The 23,853-nt window shown below is 48.5% G+C and carries 19 protein-coding genes; 12 read left to right on the top strand and 7 right to left on the bottom strand.

The features are described 5' to 3' along the window. Positions 1-48: 48 nt before the first annotated feature. The 3 genes from KDX31_06455 to KDX31_06465 all read right to left on the bottom strand — a co-directional run bounded on the left by KDX31_06455 (position 49) and on the right by KDX31_06465 (position 5,999). Positions 49-1,380, bottom strand: coding sequence for a Na+/H+ antiporter NhaC family protein (locus KDX31_06455; GenBank protein UTW04641.1), 1,332 nt, complete (start codon positions 1,378-1,380; stop codon positions 49-51). A gap of 377 nt (positions 1,381-1,757) precedes the next feature. Then, positions 1,758-3,707 carry a GGDEF domain-containing protein gene (locus KDX31_06460; GenBank protein ID UTW04642.1) on the bottom strand — a complete coding sequence of 650 codons (1,950 nt, stop codon included), beginning with the start codon at positions 3,705-3,707 and terminating at the stop codon, positions 1,758-1,760. Between the two features lie 393 nt (positions 3,708-4,100). Then, a complete protein-coding gene (locus tag KDX31_06465; GenBank protein UTW04643.1) occupies positions 4,101-5,999 on the bottom strand; it encodes a PhoX family phosphatase in 1,899 nt (632 codons plus the stop codon). A gap of 207 nt (positions 6,000-6,206) precedes the next feature. Between KDX31_06465 and KDX31_06470 the strand changes: the two genes are divergently transcribed. Beyond that, complete coding sequence (locus KDX31_06470; protein UTW04644.1) at positions 6,207-6,776, top strand: NnrU family protein; 570 nt, start codon at positions 6,207-6,209, stop codon at positions 6,774-6,776. A gap of 28 nt (positions 6,777-6,804) precedes the next feature. On the opposite strand, the gene csiR is transcribed toward KDX31_06470, so the two are convergent. Beyond that, positions 6,805-7,506 (bottom strand): DNA-binding transcriptional regulator CsiR, encoded by a 702-nt coding sequence (gene csiR, locus KDX31_06475; protein UTW04645.1) that lies wholly within the window; start codon positions 7,504-7,506, stop codon positions 6,805-6,807. A gap of 307 nt (positions 7,507-7,813) precedes the next feature. Here csiR and csiD point away from each other — a divergent pair, with 307 nt between their 5' ends. From csiD to KDX31_06520, 9 genes are all read left to right on the top strand, one after another. Beyond that, a complete protein-coding gene (gene csiD, locus KDX31_06480) occupies positions 7,814-8,764 on the top strand; it encodes a carbon starvation induced protein CsiD (GenBank protein ID UTW04646.1) in 951 nt (316 codons plus the stop codon). Between the two features lie 113 nt (positions 8,765-8,877). Continuing rightward, a complete protein-coding gene (gene lhgO / locus KDX31_06485) occupies positions 8,878-10,086 on the top strand; it encodes an L-2-hydroxyglutarate oxidase (protein UTW04647.1) in 1,209 nt (402 codons plus the stop codon). A 187-nt stretch (positions 10,087-10,273) separates the two neighbouring features. Beyond that, positions 10,274-11,437 carry a hypothetical protein gene (locus KDX31_06490; GenBank protein UTW04648.1) on the top strand — a complete coding sequence of 388 codons (1,164 nt, stop codon included), beginning with the start codon at positions 10,274-10,276 and terminating at the stop codon, positions 11,435-11,437. A 20-nt stretch (positions 11,438-11,457) separates the two neighbouring features. Continuing rightward, positions 11,458-12,492 carry a polysaccharide pyruvyl transferase family protein gene (locus tag KDX31_06495; protein ID UTW04649.1) on the top strand — a complete coding sequence of 345 codons (1,035 nt, stop codon included), beginning with the start codon at positions 11,458-11,460 and terminating at the stop codon, positions 12,490-12,492. 673 nt (positions 12,493-13,165) lie between these two features. After that, positions 13,166-14,068 carry an ABC transporter substrate-binding protein gene (locus tag KDX31_06500; GenBank protein ID UTW05315.1) on the top strand — a complete coding sequence of 301 codons (903 nt, stop codon included), beginning with the start codon at positions 13,166-13,168 and terminating at the stop codon, positions 14,066-14,068. Between the two features lie 173 nt (positions 14,069-14,241). Next, positions 14,242-15,768, top strand: coding sequence for a sugar ABC transporter ATP-binding protein (locus KDX31_06505; protein UTW04650.1), 1,527 nt, complete (start codon positions 14,242-14,244; stop codon positions 15,766-15,768). Beyond that, on the top strand, positions 15,769-16,788 hold the full coding sequence (locus KDX31_06510) for an ABC transporter permease (protein ID UTW04651.1): 1,020 nt from the start codon (positions 15,769-15,771) through the stop codon (positions 16,786-16,788). Beyond that, positions 16,785-17,747 (top strand): sugar ABC transporter permease YjfF, encoded by a 963-nt coding sequence (gene yjfF / locus KDX31_06515; GenBank protein UTW04652.1) that lies wholly within the window; start codon positions 16,785-16,787, stop codon positions 17,745-17,747. Before KDX31_06510 ends, yjfF begins: the two co-directional genes overlap by 4 nt. 284 nt (positions 17,748-18,031) lie before the next feature. Continuing rightward, positions 18,032-18,679 (top strand): methyltransferase domain-containing protein, encoded by a 648-nt coding sequence (locus tag KDX31_06520; GenBank protein UTW04653.1) that lies wholly within the window; start codon positions 18,032-18,034, stop codon positions 18,677-18,679. A 237-nt stretch (positions 18,680-18,916) separates the two neighbouring features. On the opposite strand, the gene KDX31_06525 is transcribed toward KDX31_06520, so the two are convergent. From KDX31_06525 to KDX31_06535, 3 genes are all read right to left on the bottom strand, one after another. Further along, positions 18,917-19,234 carry a hypothetical protein gene (locus KDX31_06525; protein UTW04654.1) on the bottom strand — a complete coding sequence of 106 codons (318 nt, stop codon included), beginning with the start codon at positions 19,232-19,234 and terminating at the stop codon, positions 18,917-18,919. Between the two features lie 96 nt (positions 19,235-19,330). Further along, positions 19,331-22,054 (bottom strand): cation-transporting P-type ATPase, encoded by a 2,724-nt coding sequence (locus KDX31_06530; protein ID UTW05316.1) that lies wholly within the window; start codon positions 22,052-22,054, stop codon positions 19,331-19,333. Positions 22,055-22,242: 188 nt separating this feature from the next. After that, positions 22,243-22,608, bottom strand: coding sequence for an STAS/SEC14 domain-containing protein (locus tag KDX31_06535; GenBank protein ID UTW04655.1), 366 nt, complete (start codon positions 22,606-22,608; stop codon positions 22,243-22,245). A 142-nt stretch (positions 22,609-22,750) separates the two neighbouring features. Here KDX31_06535 and KDX31_06540 point away from each other — a divergent pair, with 142 nt between their 5' ends. Together KDX31_06540 and KDX31_06545 are read left to right on the top strand one after the other, a co-directional pair. Next, entirely contained in the window at positions 22,751-23,224 is a 474-nt protein-coding gene (locus KDX31_06540; GenBank protein ID UTW04656.1) for a C40 family peptidase, read from the top strand. Positions 23,225-23,325: 101 nt separating this feature from the next. After that, the gene (locus tag KDX31_06545; GenBank protein ID UTW05317.1) at positions 23,326-23,799 is read left to right on the top strand and encodes a DUF2947 domain-containing protein; all 474 of its coding nucleotides are present in this window, start codon (positions 23,326-23,328) and stop codon (positions 23,797-23,799) included. Positions 23,800-23,853 lie beyond the last annotated feature (54 nt).

The raw sequence follows: 23,853 nt of genomic DNA on the forward strand, positions 1-23,853 counted from the left end.
GAAGCTCCCCCGGTCTGATAAGCGCAAAGACGCGTCCGGAGATTAACGTTATCCGATAACCGCTTCGGTGCGAATCTTATGCTTTCTTGCGCCGAAGACTATTGTCGCGAGCGCAATAACCCCCAGCAACCAGCTGTAATGGATATTGCCGATGACCACCAGGGGCGAAAGGCCGGCGATGAAGCCTGCTAACAGCACCTGTGCGCCATAAGGCAGCAGTCCCTGTACTACACAGGAGAATATATCCAGCAGGCAGGCGCTGCGGCGCGGATCGACGTTCTGGCGCGCGGCAATATCTTTTGCCAGGCCGCCGCAGATGATGATGGCGACAGTGTTATTTGCGGTGCAGACATTGGTCAGGGCGACGGCTGTACTGATGGCGGCTTCGCCCGCCCGGGGACTGGCTTCCGGGTTATCACCTTTTGAGGTTAAACGCTCAATCTGGCGGGCAAGAAACTCCAGCCCGCCCTGAGCTTTCATCAGGGCTCCCAGCCCCCCGATCAGCATCGACAGAATCATAATTTCCTGCATGCCGGTATAGCCGGCATAGATATCCTTGGAATACTGGGCGATGGAATAGCCCTCAAGCCCGGTGAGGCCGATAATGCCAGCCAGTAAGATGCCGCTGAACAGTACCAGAAAGACATTCAGTCCACTGAGTGCCATCACCAGTACTGCAAGGTAGGGCAGTACTTTGATCAGTTCATAATCGCTGCTTTGAGTGATCCGGGCATCGGCTCCCTGCAGGTAGAGCCAGAGCAGAGTGATCAGTGCCGCCGGCAGGGCGATTTTGAAGTTCATGCGGAATTTGTCGCGCATCTCACAGCCCTGAGAACGGGTCGAGGCAATGGTGGTATCAGAGATAATGGAAAGGTTATCGCCAAACATTGCTCCGCCGACTACCGCGCCGATGCAGAGCGGCAGTGACAGGTCGCTGACCTCTGTCAGGCCCAGCGCAATAGGGGCCATTGCCGCGATAGTGCCCATTGAGGTGCCCATCGCGGTGGCGATAAACGCGGTAATGACAAACAGCCCCGGTAGCACCAGTTCGGCCGGTATGATACTCAGTCCAAAGTTGACCGTGGCATCGACACCACCAACCGCTTTGGCGACGCTGGCAAAGGCTCCGGCCAGTAGATAGATCAGACACATGGTGATGATGTTGCTGTCACCCACCCCCTGAATAAAGGTCTCCAGGCGTTGGTTCAGTTTGCCCTTATCCAGCAGCAGGGCCAGCACCACGGCCGGCAGGATCGCTACCGGTGCAGAGATCTGGTAGAAGGCATAATCAATATTGGCTGACTGATAATAAACACCGCTGCCGATAAACAGGGCGAGAAACAGTAATAAAGGTAAAAGTGCGAGCGGGTTAGCTCTCATTTCGGACTCCCGGGATGCAGAAAGTATTATGCTGAAGTGTCAGTCAGAACAGGGAAGATAGCCTCAGACTGAATCTCAGTACTGACAGGCCTAAATTATCGGAACTGGTTGTCAACTATATCCTGCGGATTAGCAGAATCAGCAATAAAAAGCCTGTCAGTCTTTTGGATTTCAGGCTGAAGTAATGATAAGGAGGGTTCCTGATAGGGATACCACTCTGTTTAGTGGCGTGAATTATACCTGTTCATCAGCCAGGATCTAATATTGATTCAGCATAAATATAAAGTTTTAGTTATAAGCACTATTTTTATGATAACCAAAAGAAATAAGTGGGGTTCTTTTCAGCAGGGAGATGACAGGGCATTCTGTCGCGCTGTTTAAGCGAGTTGCTGCTCCTGAGGTTCTGCGGCAAAACAGTAGCTATTCTTTTGTGCGCGCTTTGCTTCGTACATTGCCTGATCGGCTTCATGCAGAAGTGATTCAAGCGGCAGGCCCTGAAAGTGTATGGCAATACCGATGCTGATGCCTATCTGAAGTTGCTGGTCACGGTAGGAAACCGGCTTTTCAGTTGCGTCGATAATTCGACGGGCGATAATCTCAAGTTGCCGTTTGTTGCCATAGGAGGGAAGTATCGCTGCAAACTCGTCGCCACCCAGTCGCGCCAGGGTGTCGCTCTCACGCAGTATTTGTTTGAGTCGGGCCGCAAACTGCTTTAATACATAGTCTCCCGCCTCATGCCCATGCTGGTCATTGATCGGTTTGAAGTTATCAAGATCCATATAGAGGAGTGCTAACGGCTCTTTGCTGCGTCTGGATTGGGCCAGTTGTAACTCAAGCATCTGAATAAAGATGTTACGGTTGTTAAGCCCGGTTAGCATATCGTGGTGGGCAAGGTGTTCAATCTGTTGCTGAGCGATAAGATTTTTTTGCTGGATTCTGAAATACATGACTGTACCTGTTCCGGTAACAATGACAGTCAGGAAAAAAAACATTATCAGATGGGGCAGAATGTTGCTGTAAGGGATTGATAGGTTTTGTGGACTTGCCAGCGATATCAGTTTCCACTCGGGCCAGTGCATCTCTGCCGCTTGCTTCTTCAACTCAGGGCTTGCGGCTGAGGTCCGTCCGGCTGCAACGGTATCAAATATAAAATATCCATAAGGCGAGAGAAAGGCTCCCTGGTCATTGCCAGCAATCTTCTGCCAGATACCGGGGTAGTATTTTTCAATGGTTCTGTCCTTATATTCCGGAAACATAAAGGCCCAGGCGGCATCACGCTCTCGTCCGAACATCCAGTAGCCATTCTCGTTAAGCAGCATAAGTTCGCCTGCGGTATTTTGAGCATCCCCTTTTAACTGAGTGAATAGGGCAGATGCATTCAAATTGATGATAATGACCCCTCGTTTGTTGCCCTGCTGGTCGAAAACCGGTGATGCGGTGCGCACAATCGGTTTAAAAGGTAGCTCAATATGACCCTTTTCAATATTGAGGTCCATGGGGGAGATGTAAACCTGCCCGGATGAGAGCTTGAAAGAGTCGGTGAAGTAGTAGCGGTTATGTTTATCCTGAAGGTTTTCAGCGCCGATGACGACAGGTTCGAGGCTGCCCTGATCAACTCTGATCTGCTCTATGCCCCGTTTATCGATGAAGCGGATCTGTTCGTAGACCGGTTTGACTGATGCCAGGCTAAGATAGTCTTTGGCCAGCCGTGAATGCGCAGCAGAATCTCCGTTAAACAGCGCCTGAAGATTTTCCTGTCGTGCCAGGATCAGAGTATCCAGTGCCGCTTTGGATATCTGATCGTTGAGGCTATTCCTTATCCGGGCGAGTTGTGGCTGCTCAGCCGCCACTGCCTGAGTTGTATAGTTGAGTTGTTGTTGCTGATAAACATTGAGCAGTAACAACAGAAAAAGACTCAGTGAGGCGAGGTAAAGAAACAGGAGAAAACCGCGCAGTGCCAGAATCCTGTCGATCAGCGAAGGTTTGTTAAGGAGTACCGGATTGGTCGGTTTCAATAGTAGATAATGTATAAGCAGCGTGGTGATGAGCGAATAAAACAGGGCATCTGACACCATGGTAGTCAGTGTGCTTGGTGAAAGGCTGATGAGAGGAAATGTCAGCATCAGCATGGATTCAACGCCCATCGCGATCAGCCCGGTTCGCAGCAGCATCGACTCAACATTCAGGTCCTGGCGTATTTGAAGCCTGTCCGTCTTAACCAGATAGCGTACGAGGATTACCGTGAAGGATGCAATGATGACCGCGTCAAGGAATACTTCCAGCCAGAAGAAGCTGGTTGCGATTTCAAGCTTCTGCAGTGTTTGCATGATCAGCATCTCGGCTGACATCAGAAGCGTGAAGAGAAGCAGGAGGTATAACATTGTCGTTAAAATGCCTTGTGCTGCGTTTTCTGAATATAACTCTATTCAAGTGTCGGCGGCCGTTTTGAACTGACCGACTTTAAAAAACTGTTTTTTGTGAAAGAGTTATATTGTTTTATCCATAAAAGTGCGCTCATCTTAACAGAGGTTCAGCACCGGCAACAGTGACCTTAGGGGGGCGATTGCTTGAAAGGTGGAGATATTTAAGTGAAGCATCTGGGAGCTATTGGGCTAATGTGCGCCGGAGGGCAATACACGGAATCTGTTCCTGTGTTGCTGAAATAGCAGAGCTAAAAAAGCCTCCAAATGGAGGCTTTGCTATCTTATTGAATTTGGAGTTCAGGCGCCGATGATGCCGCCATCTGTGCGCTGAATAACCATAATGGTTGAGCGAGGCTTGCTATTTCCACCCGCCGGGAAGTGAGATGGTTTATCATCTTCGCCTGGATGCTGGACACCGACAAACGCCGTACGCTGATCGGGTGAGAATGCCAGTCCGGTGATCTCGCAGGCGATCGGGCCGGTCGCAAAACGACGGACTTCTCCGGTTTTGGGGTCTGCACAGAGCATCTGGTTGTTGCCCATCCCCGCGAAGTCTCCCTCATTTGAGTACTTGCCGTCGGTCAGAATCCACAGACGACCATCGTTGTCAAAGCCAAGTCCATCCGGGCTGTTGAACATGTTTTCGTCATTGATGTTAGCAGAACCCGCGTAGAAGTCCTTGTGTACGGTTGGGTTACCGGCGACCAGAAACAGATCCCACTTAAAGGTGGCAGCAGTATTGTCACCATTGGTTTCAGTCCAGCGAACGATCTGGCCGTACTTGTTGTCAGCACGTGGATTAGGGCCACCAACAGGCTGGTTTTCTTTCTTGCCACGGTTCTTGTTATTGGTCAGTGTACAGCACACTGTTTTGGTTTTCGGGTGTACGGCAACCCACTCCGGACGGTCCATAGTGGTAGCGCCAACAACGGTAGCGGCTTCTCGGGCATAGATCAGGATTTCAGCCTGGCTGTTAAAACCGTTCTCTTTGGTCAGGCCGTTTTTGCCGTGAGTCAACTCAATCCACTCGCCCTTGCCCTTAACGTCACCCTTTTTAGCGGTGAAACGGGACACATACAGGGTGCCTTCTTCCAGCAGATTACGATTAGACGCTTTATCCGCAGCATTGTATTTGTGCTTAGAAACAAACTTGTACAGGTGTTCACCGCGCTCGTCATCACCCAGATAAACCACTACATGGCCGTTATCAGCAACGATTACCGCGGCGTTTTCATGCTTGAAACGGCCCAGAGCGGTACGCTTAAGCGGAGTGGAGGTTGGATCCATCGGATCGATCTCAACAACCCAGCCGTGACGATGTGGCTCATTTGGCTCTTGAGTGATATCGAAGCGGCTGTCGAATTTATACCACTTGTACTTGCTGTCATCTTTAATGCCGTAACGTTTCTCGTGGCCATTCAGTTCAGCACCGGGCTTAGCGAAGTAACCGTTAAAGTTCTCTTCACAGGTCAGGTAGGTGCCCCACGGGGTTTGACCGTTTGCACAGTTGTTGAAGGTACCCAGGACTTTTTTGCCGGCAGCATCTGCACTGGTCTTCATCAGATCATGGCCAGCAGCAGGGCCGGTCAGCATCATTTCAGTGTTAGCGGTAATACGGCGGTTGTATTCAGATTCCTTGCTGTATTCCCAGCCATTGGCAGTACGTTTGATTTCGAATACAGATACACCGTGTGCTGCCTGTGCTTTTTTAACATCATCAGCCGTTATTGCCTCGCCTCTGTGGGCAAACAGTAGTTTATAGTTGGTGTATTCATTGTTGACGGCCAGTAGAGCGCGGTCCTCTGACAGAGGGAAGAAGGACATGCCGTCAGTATTATCACCAAACTGTCCTGCCTGAGCGCTGGCAGGCTGGTTGCCGCTTTCGTCAAAGGCTGGCGCACCCTTAAGAATAGGGTCTCCCCAGGAGATCAGCGGCTTGGCAACATAACCCTCTGGAACCACGAAAGTATCCGCAGTGCTGGCGGGAATTTTGTTGAAGCCCAGCAGCTTGCTTTCAGGATGAGTGGTTGCAGCGACCGCTTTAGTCAGTGGATTCGCAGCCAGAAACAAGCCCATTGCGGTAGCGCCGCCCTGCATGAAACGGCGACGGCTTAAACCTGCATCGATAATTTTGCTGAAATCGGAGTCCTGTTCGGTGTGCAAAGCTGAGTCGGCCTGCAGAAGATCTTTGTTCATGCTTGGTTTCCTAAAAACGGAAGTGAGTGGAATCATTTTCTGAGAAGAAGATTAGACTCTGTTTATGTCTGCCGGATGACTTTAATATGACCGGCAGATGACATTGAGGTCGTTTTGCTTTGCTTTGTTAAGATCCAGAACTATAAACGTTAGTTATATGTAACAATGTTGTGTTTATCTGCAACATCATAATGAAGGGAATTTTCTATGCTGATTTTAGTTTTGGGATTAATACTTTTTCTGGGGATACACAGTGTCGCGATTGTTGCGCTGCCATTGCGTAACCGGGCAGCCGCCTTCAGTGAGATGGGATGGAAACTGTTTTATGCGATTATCTCTCTGGCCGGTTTGTGGCTGATTGCCCGGGGCTATGCGCAGTACCGGCTTGATCCGTATATTGTTTATGTAACGCCTGTTTGGATGCGTCACCTGGCTGCGCTTTTGTTGCTGCCGGTATTTATACTGTTTCTGGCACCCTATTTTCCGGGACGAATCAAGCGGGTGACCGTTCATCCTCAGCTGATTGCCGTAAAACTCTGGGCCGTGTCTCACCTGCTGGTGAATGGTACGCTGGGGGATCTGGTTCTGTTTGGCAGCTTCCTCGCCTGGGCTGTGGTCGACCGTATCTCCATGAAAAGACGTGAACAACGGCCACTACCGGGTGCTCCGGCTTCTGCCTACAACGATGTGATTCTGGTAATCGTTGGTTTAGCACTCTATGGCGCTACCGTTGTCTGGGGTCATCAATGGTTAATCGGAGTCGCTCCGTTCAGTTGATGCACAGAGAACCCCGGTTTGTATAAATCTAGTCTGCCAGTTCTTCCAGCCCCGGGGTCTGTTCCAGGGCTCGGCTGGGGCTGAGCAGGTGTTGTCTGATCAGCTCCCGGGCTGTGTCACCTTCACCTGCCAGCAGCGCATCGATAAGCTGTTGATGCTCTTTCTGGTTGGCATCAAATACGTCACTGTTGGCCATGTTTTTCTTCAGCCAGAGGTTGCGGTAGCGGGAGGCTTTTTCATACAGTGAGCGACGTACCTGCAGCAGGGTAGGTGAGTTACAGCCACGGGCGATTGCGGTATGAAACGCCTGATGGCGACGTTCCCACTCCTGAGGGTCTTTATCGACCATATCACCGAACTTGTGCATGGTGTGAGCCGCCGCCAGGATTCCCGCTTCCCACTCATCGTCACCTTTCTCCACTGCCAGCCCGATACAAAGGGCTTCGATCTCTGCCCGGGTTGCATAGATATCCCGCATCTCCTCCCGTGAAACCGGGTGAACCTTGAAGCCCCGCTGGTTTTCTACCACCACCAGTTGTTCGATCAGTAACTGAGAAAGGGCCTCTCTAAGCGGGCTGACACCGACCTGATAACGCTCTTTCAGGCGGCTCATTTTGAGTTTTTCGCCCGGCTTGAAATAACCGCTAAGGATATCCTGTTTCAGATCACCTACCACTTTCAGGGCAGAGTTATCGCCTCGGGTATCTATCGTAAGTCTGGTTGCTGTCATGGCTAGTAAGATCTATTTGTATGTTTTTAAAGGGCTTATTGAAAAAAATATCCGCTCTGTCTGAGTCAGTTTAATTTATCGACATTGAATAGTTAAGGCAAACACTAAAAAATATTGTTGACGTTAATGATAAATGTCGACATTATTGCATTGCGTCGATGCTGGTCGTGATCCAGATCAACTTAAAGTTGAAAGATCTGCCAGGAAAACAAAAAAATTGAAAATGCCTTACCAATGCTCCGGCATTCAGCGATGAATCTATTGAGCCTTTGATAAGCGATATGAATACTGTATTGGAGAGATAAAGATGACTGCTTTATTGCGTGAAGTTGAAACAACTCAACCACAGGGTTTTTCTGTTGCCCCCTATGCTGCAAATAAACGGCTTCAGGTTGTTACTCTGACTGCAGAGACCGTCGCTGCGTTTGATGAGTCGATGAGAGAGTGGCCGGTACAGGCGCTGGAATACAAGCCGTTCCTGCGCTATGCGGTGGCTGATAAGCTTGACGCAATCAGCAATTACACTCTGGGCAAGTTTCTCAATGCAACCATGCAGGACCGTAATACCGGCGCTTTCCTGCTTCAGTATGAGGGGCAGCCTGATATCGAAGCGGGTGAGCTGCGCACTGAGTTCGATATTAAACTGTCAACGGCAGTATCCCATATGATTGGTCTGCCAAATCATGATGCGATGTACGGCAAGTACTACGCACGATTTACCGTACTCAATGAAGACAATTCTGACAGCTATCTGCGTCAGGCGCATCGGCGCATGGAACTGCATAACGATGGTACTTACGTCAATGAGCGTACCGATTTTGTTCTGATGCAGAAACTGGGTGAGGCCCATATGGAGGGCGGTGATTCACTACTGTTGCACGTTGATGACTGGGCCGATCTGGACAAGTTCTATCGTCATCCACTGGCCAAGAAAAACATTGTCTGGGGTGCGCCGAAGTCTAAAAATGTAGAAACAAAAATTGAACACCCGATCTTCTTTGAAGAGGATAAGAACGGGAAACCCCACATGCTGTTCATCGATCAGTTTGCTGAACCTCAGAATATGGCCGAAGGCCTCTATCTCTACGAGATGGGTAAGTCGCTGGAGGAAGATGAAAACTTCTTCGGTGTTCGTCTGCCTGTGGGCACTATGCTGGTGGTACAGAACCATTGCTGGTTGCACGGTCGGGACAAATTTGTTGCCCATCCACAGCTAAGCCGTGAACTGCTGCGTCAGCGTGGACACTTCACCAAGTAACAGGTCGCAGATATACTACGGCGGAGTCGTTTCACCGGCTCCGCCGTTTTTTTCTACAGAACTGACATTTAATCCGGTTCTGTCATGTCTATGTTGAAACAGGGTGAAGATTAATGACATACGATTACATCATCATTGGCGGCGGTATCGTCGGTATGTCTACCGGCTGGCAATTACAACAGCGTTATCCGGATGCTAAAATTCTGCTGCTGGAGAAAGAGTCCGTTTACTCGAAACATCAGACGGGCCATAACAGTGGCGTGATCCATGCGGGTGTTTATTATGCTCCCGGTAGTCTGAAAGCACAGTTTTGTAAGGCGGGTGTTGCCGCGACGATGAAGTTTTGTGACGACAACGATGTGCCGTACAACCAGTGCGGTAAGCTGCTGGTGGCGACCAATGCACTGGAAGCTGAGCGGATGCAGGCGCTGTATAAACGCTGTCATGACAACGGAATCGATGTTGAGTTGCTGGATGCCGATCAATTGAAATCCCGCGAGCCGAATATTGTGGGTGTGGGCGCAATTCTGGTGAAAGACACGGCGATCGTGAACTATCAGCAGGTGACCACCAAAATGGCGGAACGCTTTGTCGAGCAGGGTGGTGATGCCCGTCTTAACCATAAAGTGGTTGGCCTGAAGGAAAGCGCAGATGAAGTGACCGTGGATGCGCTTCACAATGGTCAGCCGGTAAGCTTTAACGGCCGGTTTCTGATTACCTGTTCCGGTCTGATGGCGGATCGCACCACGAAAATGCTGGGGATTAAAACCGACTTCCAGATCATCCCGTTCCGGGGAGAGTATTATAAACTACCGGAAAAATATAACACGATCGTTAACCACCTGATCTATCCGATTCCCGATCCCGATCTGCCATTCCTCGGTGTTCACCTGACCCGCATGATCGACGGATCAGTGACTGTTGGACCAAATGCCGTGCAGGGCTGGAAGCGCGAAGGCTATGGCAAGATCAATATCAGCCTGAGGGATATCTGGGATATGGTGACTTTCCCGGGCTTCTGGCGCGTGCTAAAGGCGCATATCGGCACCGGTATTGTGGAAACCAAAAACTCCCTGTGGAAACCCGGTTATCTTAAACTAGTACAGAAGTATTGCCCCAGACTCAAAGTGGAAGACCTGCAACATTATCCTGCCGGTATCCGTGCTCAGGCAGTGATGAATGACGGTTCACTGGTACATGACTTCCTGTTTGCTGAAAGCCCGAGGTCACTGCATGTCTGTAATGCGCCATCGCCTGCGGCCACCTCTGCAATTCCCATTGGCAGCTATATCTGCGATAAGGTAGCAGAGCAGCAAGGCTGATCTTTTTACTACATTTTTTTAATAAGCGCACTTGAAAAGACGGTTTTTCAGGTGCGTTTTTTTTTGTACATATTTTCCGTTTATTGTCTGTATCATCTTTTGTTACACTCCGTGTATATTGCAACGGTATGCCATGGATAAGGGTATATTCGAGTGGGTTTTACTGTTTAGGGATCAGGATTCTATTATGCTTGTTATCGGTAAGCCTCAGGTCACCTCTGTCGATGGACAGTGTCTGTATTCTGTTGATGTAAATTGGTTGGATAAAACTGACTCTCTCTGGTTTAGTGTTGACGAATGCTATGCTGAATTATTATCCAATACATGTGAAGCTCCGCTTATTGGTTTACTTATTCCTGCAATGAAAGGAGGACACGATATAAGGGTAGAAGGAAGGGTAAACTCCAGCTTAGTAGTAAGGTTGAATAAAACAGTTCAAACGTTACTAATCGATTTGATACCGGGCCTGAAAAAAATAAAAATTAGTTGTGATGATGAATATTCTGATGGCGCTTATATAAGAGAATCCCGTGGTGGGGCTGCCGCTGGTTTCTCTGGAGGGGTCGATTCATATTGTCTTTTGTCTGACTTTTTTATGGCGGATAGAACTTCTGATAATAAAATAAATTATCTTCTTTTTAATAATGTAGGTTCTCATGGGAAAGCTGATAGTGAATTATTTGAACGTAGATATAATAGATTAGCTCCTGCTGTAAAAGCAATGGGTATTCCTTTTGTAAAAGTTGATTCTAATTTGAGCTTTTTTTATTCCAAAGGTATTGGATTTCAACAAACGAATACAATAAGAAATGCTTCTGTTGCATTTCTTATAAAAAATAAGATCGAAAATTTTTACTATGCATCAAGCTATATGTATTCAGATTTGGTCATAGGCAGGACTGGAGACATGTCACGTGCAGATCCCGTTTTTTTATCGCTGTTATGTTCAAATGATTTCAGGTTGTCATCTGAAGGAAGTGAGTATAGCCGGGTAGAAAAAGTACTTAAAATTGCCAGTCTAGATCAAACACATGACTATCTTGATGTGTGTATTAAAGCAAGAAGTAACAGCAGTTATACAAATTGTGGTAAATGCTGGAAATGTATGAGGACATTAGCAATTCTGGAAATTTCAGGCGATATGACTAAATATGATAAAGTATTTGATTTGAACGAGTATAAGAAATTAAAATTCGCTTATCATGCCCATGTTATACGTAGTAAAGATCCTCTGGTTAAGGAGGTTAAGCAGTATGCGAAAGAAATGGGGTATAGGTTTTCACTGTCGTCAAAAGTCATGGCGCTACCATTTTTATATTCATTGGTAAAGAAGTTTTACCTTAATTTTTAATTGATTAAGTATGGTAAGTGATGTCCGGTCTATTTGAGTTGTTGAATTATAAATATTCGAAAATAAAACGTCGTCAGTTACTGGATGGTATTTCTCAAGCTATCAATATTAAAGATTATTTGCTATTAGAAAAATTGATTTTTTCTGGTTTGGGATCCAGGTATGAAAATGTAAGAGATGTAGCCAAGGCTAAAAAGGTTATACTTGAACTCCAGAATTTAGTTGAACGTGATATATCAGAGGAAAGCAGAATTCCTCTTTGGTGGTCTGATTCCCCTTACCCGGGAAATCTTGGAGATAGCTTGAATCCATGGCTGATAGATGGATTAACAGGTATTCCTCCTATAAAAGTGGGTTTAAATCATCCCGGTGTTATGTTGGCTATCGGCTCTACGGCTCAGAAAGCCAGAGATAATTCTGTGATCTGGGGTAGTGGGTTTATTTCAAAGGATTCACAGGTCAACTCAAAGTCTGAATATTGTGCAGTCAGGGGGCCTTTAAGCCGAACGATGGTAAATAGAGCAAATGGCTCATGCCCCGCTATATATGGAGACCCGGCACTGTTTATGCCGCTGATTTTTCCTCGACTTAAAAAAAGTACAGGTCGTATTGGTGTTATTCCCCATTATATTCACGAGAATCAGATTAAGAACGGTGATTATTTAAATTTGAGTGTGAAGCGAGCGTCAAAAGCGGACTTCAGAAAATTTGTCGATGACTTGTGCGAATGCTCTTATGTTTTTTCATCTTCTTTACATGGATTGATTATTGCCCGAGCCTATGGGATTCCTGCAAGAAGAGTTGTTTTTCCAGGGAGAAGTCTTTCGGGGGATGATATGAAATTTGAGGATTATTATTCCGGTGTTGGTGTCAAGCGTGTATCAGATGGAGTAGACCTCTCTGGACTACCTGATTGGGATGAAGCGCGACTGAAAGAGTACAGAGCTCCTGATGACCCAGTAGCATTTGATGGTAATAATCTTTTATCTTCTTTCCCATATAGTGAACATTTACTTGGTGACGTTGTTAATAGAGCGGGATCTATGTTTGGATAAGTCTCAGTATGGGTTTTATTCATGAGAGCTTTATCTTCCTTAAACACCAGTCATCTGGCAATGAATGAGTTATCGATACCCGAGTACATCATGTACTATATATGAAACTAGGCTGGACGTACGGTGTAGCATAGTTTAAACATCTCTAGATAGATAAACAGTGAATGCCTTCAGAGCCTGCAGCGTCCGTCAGATGAAACCTTTTTTTTTGCTTCCTCTTTAACCATCACCGGTTGCCTGATTGCATCAGTTCAGATCAGGTCGATTCTGGAAATATATGCGGATTTACAGTCAGGCATCCCGCTATACCGTTCTTGCGCACAGCAGACTGTTTGGCTGTCTGTAGAGAATATCATGGACTTATTCGAAGCTTACCTCGATAAAGGGTAATAATTTTTTTGCCATCATTTATTTGTTGTCATTTATCTAAGCAGCGTTCGCTTATTATCATACCAATTAAGGTATGTCTTATGTTTTTATTATTATTTGATTGGTATGCCCGCTAGCATCATTATCAAATAGTAATTAAAAGTGCTGTAACTCAGCTGATACAAAATCAGCGTTCGAATAAAAACAGATCATATAAATACTCCCTAGGTGTTTGATAATGAAAAATAAAAAACGTACTTTGGTTAGTGTTGTCGCAACAGTTGTGCTGGCATCTGGTTTAGCGATGCCGGCATTCGCTACGACAATCGGCTTCTCTCAAATCGGCTCTGAATCCGGATGGCGCGCTGCTGAAACGACAATTACCCAACAGCAAGCGAAGGCAAGAGGTATCACCCTTAAGTTTGCCGATGCGCAACAAAAGCAAGAAAACCAAATAAAAGCGCTCCGTTCATTTATTGCTCAGGGCGTTGACGCTATTTTGCTTGCCCCTGTCGTTGCTACCGGCTGGGATTCGGTTTTAAAGGAGGCAAAAGAGGCCAATATTCCGGTTGTTTTATTGGATCGCACCATTGATGCCTCTGACGATCTTTATCTCACCGCAGTCACTTCTGATTTGGTGCATGAAGGGCGTGTTGCAGGGAAGTGGCTGACCGGTGCGGTGGGAGGTAAAGAGTGTAAGATAGTTGAACTTCAGGGCACCACTGGATCTTCTCCTGCCAATGATCGTAAAAAAGGCTTTGAAGAGGGCATTTCCGGCGCGGCTAATCTGTCTATCGCACGCAGTCAAACGGGTGACTTTACGCGGACTAAGGGCAAGGAAGTCATGGAAAGCTTCTTAAAAGCGGAGAACGGAGGCAAAGATATTTGTGCTCTCTATGCACATAATGACGATATGGCTGTCGGTGCGATTCAGGCGATTAAAGAAGCCGGTTTAAAGCCCGGGACTGACATTCTGGTGGTTTCTATTGATGCTGTCCCGGATATTTTCACTGCCATGGCCGCTGGTGAAGCGAATGCCACTGTCGAGTTAACCCCCAATATGGCGGGTCCCGCCTTTGAAGCTATCGATGCTTACCTTAATAAGGGGACTAAGCCTGCAAAATGGATCCAAACAGAATCGCGTCTCTATACTCAGTCTGATGACGCAGCTGCTATCTACAATGAGAAAAAAGATTTGGGCTATTAAGACAACCTGGCCCAATCACTTTTCTTCCATCATGAAGTAACGCAATGTGGACCGTTGTCTGAATTGATGGGAGTCTCTAGCCCGGATGCAATTACATCCGGGCTAATTACAACGTTATTTCACCGTGCTTGATTGTTCAGGTGCTGTGGCCGGAATGTAATTAAAGAGGCAGCATGCAGTCAAATTCTCCGCTTTTAACCGCCAGAAATATCGACAAGGTATTCCCTGGTGTCGTTGCTTTAAATCAAGTCAATTTCACCCTGCAACCGGGCGAAATTCATGCATTACTGGGCGAGAACGGCGCAGGTAAATCAACTCTGATAAAGTGCCTGACAGGGGCTTATCAGCGGGATGGGGGGGAAGTGTTTCTTGAGGGTAGCAAAATTAACCCCCGTGATACACTGGATGCTCAAACACTCGGTATTGGCACGGTTTACCAGGAAGTGAACTTACTCGGTAACTTGTCCGTTGCACAAAATATGCTAATGGGACGGGAACCGACCAGCTTTGGCTTAATCTCAGTGAAAAAATTAAACCAAAGTGCACGCGAAATTCTTAGTCAATATGGGGTTTTAATTGATGTGGCGCAGCCACTCTCTACCTACTCAGTCGCACTGCAACAAATTATTGCGATCGCAAGGGCAGTGGATCTTTCAGCAAAAGTGCTGATTTTAGACGAACCCACCGCAAGCCTCGATACACGCGAAGTACAAATGTTATTCGATATCTTACGTCGGCTGAAAGATCAGGGCGTAGGTATAATTTTCATCTCCCATTTTCTGGACCAGGTTTTCGAGATCAGTGACATGGTTACGATCCTGAGAAATGGCGAGCTTATCGGTAGCAAAACAACTAAGGATATGGATCGCCTTGAGCTCGTGAATATGATGTTAGGATACGAACTCAATGAAGAAATAGTGTCTCAGTCACCCGAGTTAAAAAGCCCAACTCCGTTAATTAAATTCGAAAACTTTGGTCATGCTCAGAAAGTTGCACCTTTTGATTTAACCATTAACAAAGGTGAGGTTGTCGGTCTTGCTGGTTTGCTGGGATCGGGGCGGACTGAGACGGCTGAAATGCTCTTTGGCCTTACCCCCAATGACTCAGGTACGTCCCATCTTAATGGTGTCGAAATTCAGCTTAACTCGCCACGATCTGCTATTGAAAATGGATTCGCCTTTTGCCCGGAAGACCGGAAGAATGATGGGATTATCGGCGAGCTATCGGTCAGAGAGAATCTTATTCTCGCCTTGCAAGCACAACGAGGCTGGTTCCAGCCCTTACCAAAAGCCGAACAAAACGAGCTCTGCGAGCGCTATATCAAAGCACTTGATATTCGCCCTGCTGATAGTGAAAAACAGATTCAATTACTGTCCGGGGGCAATCAACAAAAAGTCATTCTGGCGCGCTGGCTCGCAATTAACCCGTCGTTTCTTATTCTGGACGAACCTACACGGGGTATTGATGTTGGTGCTCATGCGGAGATTATCCGACTGATAGAAGGCCTGTGTGAAAAAGGCATGTCGCTGCTGGTGATATCGTCAGAACTTGAAGAGCTTGTTACCTATAGTCATCGGGTGGTTATTGTTCGTGATAGAAAGCAGGTAGCAGAGCTGGGTAGTGAGCAGATCACAACAAACAACATAATAAAATCGATTGCTGGTGAGACCGGCAATCAGGTATTGGGTGAGGCTAAGTGAATGAATAACAGATGGTTTGATAATTTAGTCAGATTTGCTCCTCAGCTCATCACTCTCGCTGTGATATTGTTTCTTAGCAGTCTTGTTTTTGACGACTTTTTTAAAATTGAAATTGCCAACGGACGTATATATGGCAGTCTCATCGATATTCTGAATCGCGGAGCACCTGTTGCTTTACTGGCTATCGGTATGACTCTGGTGATTGCGACAAAAGGGATCGATCTATCCGTGGGTGCTGTCATGGCTATCAGTGGAGCCGTCGCAGCCGCAACGGTCGATGGCGGTGGTCATGTTCTGTTAGCGCTGACACTGGCACTGTCTGTCGGTATTTTATGCGGCCTTTGGAATGGCTTACTTGTTTCAGTACTGGATATTCAACCGATTATCACCACATTGATACTGATGGTGGCCGGAAGAGGCATCGCGCAGCTGATTACCGGCGGCACCATTCTGACATTTACCGATCCGGGACTGATTTTCATCGGCAGCGGTTCAGTTCTGTCTGTACCCACACCGATTCTAATATGGTTAGCAGTAAGTCTGTGTACCTTATGGATTGTTCGCGGGACTGCGCTGGGTATGTTAATCGAGTCCATTGGTATTAACCGGCGTGCCAGCATGCTTTCAGGCATTAATACCCGTGTCCTGCTAATCTCGGTTTATCTTGTTTCGGGGCTGTGTGCGGCGTTGGCTGGCACTATTGCGGCAGCAGATATCAAAGGTGCCGACGCGAACAACGCAGGCCTCTGGCTTGAACTGGATGCAATATTAGCGGTCGTTATCGGCGGGACATCCCTGCTTGGAGGGCGGTTCACCTTAGTGGGGTCTTTGCTTGGCGCGATGATCATACAATCGGTCAACACGGGAATTTTACTCTCCGGTTATCCACCAGAGTTTAATCTGATCATTAAGGCCGCCATTATTGTTGCGATACTGGTTATACAATCTCCGGCGATTCAATCTCAATTCACCGCTTTCCAAAAAGGTGCTTTAGCAAAAACAATAGGTAAAGCTTTATGATCAGATCACGCTATTTACCGTTGCTGGCGACGGTCATAATTTTTTTGCTCGCCTACGCCTTATGTTATTCGCAATATCCAACAATGCTGTCGACTCGGGTGATCGGAAATTTACTCACAGACAATGCTTTCTTAGGTATAGCCGCTGTCGGTATGACGTTTGTTATCTTTTCTGGCGGTATTGATCTGTCCGTCGGTGCCGTCATCGCCTTTACCGGCGTATTTATAGCGGTTCTACTGGCTAATACTGCGCTGCATCCGCTGGTTGTTTTCGCTCTGGCTCTTGTCATTACAACGCTGTTTGGCGCGCTGATGGGGGTGATAATCCATTATCTGGATATGCCCGCATTTATCGTTACGTTAGCGGGTATGTTTTTAGCACGAGGTATGGCGTTCGTATTATCAACCGACTCAGTACCGGTAAAGCATGAGTTTTACACGTTGCTGCAGGAGTCGTTCTTCCGACTTCCTGGCGGCGGCCGGCTAACGATGATCGGTATCATCATGTTATTGGTGTTTTTAATCGGGACCATCGTTGCGCATCGCACCCGCTTTGGTACCTATGTGTTCGCACTTGGCGGTAAAGTACAAGCCGCTAAACTGATGGGTGTTCCCGTTGCCAAAACAACCATAAGAATCTACGCTATTTCCGGTTTTCTGGCGGGCTTGTCCGGCATCACATTTTCCTTATATACCTCTGCGGGTTATTCTCTGGCTGCTGTCGGTGTCGAATTAGATGCGATTGCGGCTGTCGTGATCGGCGGTGCGTTGTTAACCGGCGGTAGCGGTTTTATCGTTGGCACTTTAATTGGTGTGCTGATTATGGGCTTAATTCAGACCTTTATCATTTTTGATGGTAGTCTCTCTAGCTGGTGGACAAAAATTCTTATCGGCATCTTGTTATTCGTTTTTATTCTGATGCAGAAAACATTCCTGTGGTTGTCCTCGCATAAAAGCTAATGTGGACCGGTCGACCGCGATGACAATTAACAGACAGGCAACGATAAATAGGGTCAGATACTCTGGTTTCCCGAACTCAAGAGGCCACCTCCGGTGTTCTGAACAACGTGCGCTGCACGTTGTGGGTGACTCTATTCAGCTACTCAGCGGAGGCGGTGATGCTTTGCGCCCAATTCGCTATTTTCCTCTATCTGCTGTAATCTGGTCGGTAAAAGCATATTCCTTGTGACCCACCCATCTTATATCAAGCCATCTGCTATTCACTTAATCCGTCAGGAAACAGTATGGCAGTCCGCGTCCGTTACGATACCCACGAGTTTGATCATGTCGATATTCATCTGCGCAGCCTGCGAAGCAATCAGGAGTTTGAGGATGATGAGGGTCAGGCTGAAGCGTTAGGCATCTCTTCAGCCAGCTGGCCTCTGTTTGGTATTGTCTGGCCTTCAGGTGAGGTGCTTGCTCATCATCTGTTTCAGACCGATGTCAAAGGTAAACGTATTCTTGAAGTGGGATGCGGTATAGGTCTGACCAGTGTTTTGTTGAACCATCTCCAGGCTGATATCACCGCCACCGACTACCATCCCGAGGCGGAAGGCTTTATGCGACACAATACTGATCTGAATGAGGATCCTATGGTGCCTTTTGTGCGCACGGGGTGGGCTGATCCTGAGACAGCTTTAGGTGAGTTCGATCTGATTATTGGCAGCGATCTGCTGTATGAAGATGAGCATGTTAAACAGCTGGCAGGCTTTATCTGTCAGCACAGTAAACCTCAGGGACAGGTTATTCTTGTTGACCCCGGCAGGGGCAGACACGCGCGATTCAGTAAGGCGATGGTTGAAGCAGGCTTCAGCCTGACGATTGAAAGGCCGCAACAGCCTGACTTTATGGTCAGTCCATTCAAAGGCGTTATCCTCAGTTATTCCCGATAAACCGGCTTTCTTAGCACCGGCTTCAATACTTTTCCTAATCTAGCTTTACTGGCTGTTATTTGAGTCGGTATTTAATGTTGCTGAATCTGACTCTGTTATTACATGAAATGGGGTTAAGCGAAGGACTGTTAAGAGCAGATCTGTTAACAATAGAGTGTAGGGAACACCGCCTCTTCACCAGGTCTGAAGACCTGGGATATGCTCAAGCAGGGGGAGGGTCGAGCGGACTGTCGGGGATTACTCAAACACGATGCGCAGAGGCTCACCAAAATCGTCATAGATCACTTTCTTGCGCTGTCGGGTAGTTTTTTGCACGGCTGTTGCCCGCTGAGTGCGTTCAGCTTTGCGGGCATCAATCTGCGCCAGTACGCCGTTCAGGGGAGTGCGTTCCTGACGTTGCGGATTAAGAATAAATCCGGCATTACGATAAGAGCCATTGACCAGACCTGTAGCACCGGTAGCGACTTCAGCAACCTGACCTCCCTGTTTCAGGAACGCCTGAGTCTGCTGCTGTAATTGCTTACGCAGTTCCGATTTGGTTTGACGCTTAATCATATGTAATTTCCCCTGACCTGTATAATAAACGATCAATTATGCACTACTAACCACTGCAATAGCAAAAGAGATCCCCATTTTGGGTCGATAAGTTGATTATTCGTCTACATCTGAGCGGTGAATCAGCTTTTTCTCCAGTTCAACGGCGATAAAGACTATGCATCCAACCAGCAGAATTTTTCCCCAGGCTGTCGCAGTTATCGGGGTTGTATGGAAAAACAGCTGCATAACTGGCAGATAGGTAAACAGCAACTGAAACAGCATGACCAGCGCTATCGCATACAAAGCATAGCGGTTTCCCAGAATGCCATCCCTGTTTAGTACTGAGCGGGTCAGAAAACGGGAATTGAGCAGGTAGAATACTTCCAGTACGACCAGAGTGTTTACCGCGATGGTTCTTGCCGTGTCTATCCCGGTACCGTTGCTGCGCTCCCACAGAAACAGACCAAACGTTCCGCCCACCATCAGTAAAGAGACAAACACAATTCGCCAGATCATAAAGGGGGAGAGTATCGCATTGCGGGTGTTGCGGGGTGGGCGTTTCATGACGCCGGGTTCAGTCGGCTCAAAGGTCAGCGCCAGCGCCAGTGTGACTGCAGTGATCATATTGACCCAGAGGATCTGGGCTGGTGTAACCGGTAACATCGTCCCGAGAGCGATGGCGGCCAGCACCGTCAGCGCTTCACCGCCGTTGGTCGGTAAAATAAACAGGATCGATTTGGTGATGTTGTCGAATACGGTGCGTCCCTCTTCGATCGCGTAGGTAATAGAGGCAAAATTATCGTCAGCCAGAACCATCTCCGATGCCTCTTTTGCGGCCTCTGTTCCCTTAACACCCATGGCCGTGCCGACATCTGCGCGTTTCAGTGAGGGAGCGTCGTTGACACCATCACCGGTCATCGCCACGACATGCTGTCTGGCCTGCAGGCATTTGACGATGCGCAGCTTATGCTCGGGGCTGGCCCGGGCGAAGACATCGATATCTTCAACAGCGTCGCCCAGCTGACTGTCTGTCATCTGCTCAATCTGATGGCCGGTCAGGGCGCGGGGTGACTCGGTTATTCCCATCTGCATAGCGATGGCGGTGGCCGTAATGACATGATCTCCGGTGATCATTTTTACTTTGATTCCCGCGTCATGGCATTTTTTAACCGCCTCGATCGCTTCATCTCTGGGAGGATCAATAATGCCGACCACACCAAGCAGAATAAGGTTGTTATCAATATCATCAAAATGCAGCGTCCGGTGCGCTTCCGGAAGGTGGTGCATTGCCAGAGCAAGCGTCCGCTTTCCCTGACTGGCGATCTGTTCCTGCTGGCTGATCCAGAATGCCTCATCGACAGGCCGGGTGTTATCGCCTTCAAGTTGCCATTGGCAACGGGGCAGGATGGCTTCGATAGCGCCTTTGATATACACCACTGCGTTGCCTTCATGATCATGGTGCAGGGTGGCCATAAAACGATGTTCTGACTCAAACGGAATCAGGTCATCTCTGGGCATTTGTAGCGGGAACTCTCGCAGATCGATACCCGATTTAGCACCCAGCACTAACAGCGCGCCTTCGGTCGGGTCTCCTTCGATCAGCCATTCACCCTCTTTCTGGATCAATTGTGCTTCATTACACAGAACGCTGGCCCGACAGAGCTGCTGTAGTTCTGTCTGGTTATGCAGGTTCAGATCCTGGTGATGGCAGGTAAAGGTGCCGTGAGGATTGTAACCAACGCCACTGATATCGGCACTGCAGCGTGCCATGACTACTGTGGTCACCGTCATCTCATTGCGGGTCAGGGTGCCGGTTTTATCGGAACAGATAATGGAAACAGAGCCCAGCGTTTCGACTGCTGGCAGGCGGCGAATGATAGCGCGGCGTTTAGCCATGCGTTGCACGCCGATGGCCAGGGCAATGGTGATGATTGCCGGTAAACCTTCCGGTATTGCGGCAACCGCCAGGCCCACTGCGGCGAGGAACATGTCGCCCAGCGCATAGCCTCTTATCCAATAACCGAACATCATGGTGGCGATGGCGATCAGCAGGATCGAGCCGGTCAGCCAGCGAGCAAAGCTATCCAGTTGGCGTGTCAGGGGGGTTGTCAGGGTTGTCACCTCAGCCAACAGCGTACTGATCCGGCCGATCTCTGTGTCAGCCCCGGTGGCGATGACTGTGCCAGTCCCCTGGCCAAAGCTGACCAGTGTGCCTGAGAAGGCAAGGTTTGTCCGGTCGCCAAGATCCGCCTCGGCAGCTACCGGCTCAGTCTGCTTGATAACCGGTATGGATTCACCCGTCAGCAGAGCTTCATCGATGTTCAGTTCTTTCAGCTTATGCAGGTGCAGGTCAGCCGGGACCCGGTCGCCGGACTGAATAAAGACGATATCGCCCGGTACCAGCTCTTCTGCCGCAACCAGTTGTCTGTGGCCGTTACGGATGACAACGGCCTGTTGTGAAAGCATATTACGAACAGCATCGATCGCTTTCTCTGCCTTGCCCTCCTGAAAAAAACCAACCAGAGCATTAATCAGTACGACGGCTACGATAACGCCTGAGTCTACATGATGGCCTAACGCCGCGGTTACCAGCGCGGCTAGCATCAGTACGTAAATGAGGACATTATTGAACTGCGCCATCAAACGCATCAGTGTGCTTCTGCGGGGAGGGGCCGGTAAGCGATTGGGTCCATACTTTTGTCGGCGTTCGCTTACCTGTGCAGATGTGAGGCCCTGAGAGGATGTCTCTAATAGCGTATTGATCTGCGCAGACCCGCAGGTATGCCACTCAGTCTGAATCCTGTCTGCAGGGTTGCCTGAAGAGTTGTCCAAAATTATCGTCCCTAATGGTTAAAATACAGTATACGAATCGTTACTAACGTCGCGGATACTGTACTCTGCAGCTCAGCATTTAAGCCTGGCCGGGGATTACCGGAGTAATCTCTGGCCGGGGTCACAGGCCGGATGGGGCAGAGGGCTCAGCTTAAAAAATGCCATGCTTAAGTTACCAGAGTATTACGCTACATTCAGCCAGCATCAATCCAGTGAAGCGCTTGCAGAAACTGGCTTTCGGTGAAGTGTTGGGCATCGCCGCTGATAAAAGCCTGTCCCAGTTTTACCGCCCAGTCGAGCCAGTCGCCGCCCCCCACGACAGCAAGGCGGATAAAGTCATTACCGTGACGGATGCCAAGCTTGGTATCTTCCCATATAGCGCCTGCCTCCCAGCCTTTGAAATTATGGTCCAGATAGATCAGGCAGCGTACCTTGCCGTGGGCGGCGACTTTTTCTTCCAGCAAGGGTAAAAAGATATCCTGGTAGTCCGCTGGAGTGAGTTTTTCAGTCGCTTGTACCACAATGATATCGCCAGCTGTTTCCGGCAGAATGTGAAGCATCGCTGTTTCCTTTAATCACAGAGAGAATAGAGGGCTAGTGTATCGGTGTTGATGCCGGAGTCAAAAAAGTTTCCAATGTGCCGATACAATGATAAGTGAAACCTGTTAGCGAGTTCTGATTCCGATTGATGAGCGGCTGTTTATGACACGATTTATTGCGTTGCTATTACTGTTGAGTCTGAGTGGCTGTGGTTCGCAGCCATACCGGGCAGCAGAGTCACCTGCCACAACGACTGAGCAGTCGTCAGAGGTGAGGGAGAGTCTGTTGCTGCAGTACCGTGAGTGGCAGGGCGTTCCCTATCAGTTGGGAGGGGCAGGCAAGGAAGGGGTGGATTGTTCCGCCTTTACTCAACTGACCTTTCGCCAGCGGTTTGGTGCTGCAATTCCACGGACGACTCTGGCACAGGCGCGGCTGGGACGGCAGGTCGAGCTGCAACAGTTGCTGCCGGGAGACCTGCTGTTTTATCGCTCCAGAGTTAAACTGAGGCATGTCGGTATCTATATGGGTAATGGCGAGTTTCTGCATGCTTCGACCAGCAGGGGAGTGATGATATCGTCACTGAACAATCCCTACTGGAGAGAGCACTTCTGGCAGGCGCGACGTCTGACCGATTAAAGCCCGGATACGGCTACATGGAACAGATTGTTGCGCGTCTGCATTCTGGTATAGTGTGCGGCACGTTATTGAACCACCCATTATTAAAGCACCGAGTTGTAATGAGCTATCTGCCGATTGAGCAATATAAGAAGGCCTGGATCTTCAGGCATAAAGACCTGCCGGTCAGTGAAGACGACCTGCAGCAGATTAAGCCGCTGACCGAAGCACGGGCCGAGCAGGTCTGGTCTCAGCAAATCAGTACACAGTGTAACCATCCGGGCCTGTTCGGCGCGGATGACTGGGCGAATAAGAATCAAACCTGGCTGGAAACTGATAACTGGCAGCAGATCTGGGAGTCTGACGATCCCTCTCTGCCAGCGCTGTTGGCTGAACACCTACAATGGGATGACCAGACGGTCGTGTGGTTTTGTTACAGCAGTGAACATGTTATTGAAACCCGCTGGGATGTGTTTCGCCGCAACTGGAAGAACTTCCTGTTTTTTGATGATGGCCCGATATTGATCGGCCGTAAACGGAAACAGGTTGTACAGTTTAATCAAACCGGTAACTACCGGATTGGTAATCGTAAGTAAGCCTGCCAGGCGGATCGTTCAGATCAGCCAGAGCTCAGTCATTAATCATCGTTT

It is taken from the genome of Amphritea atlantica, assembly GCA_024397875.1.
Classification (GTDB): Bacteria; Pseudomonadota; Gammaproteobacteria; order Pseudomonadales; family Balneatricaceae; genus Amphritea; species Amphritea atlantica_B.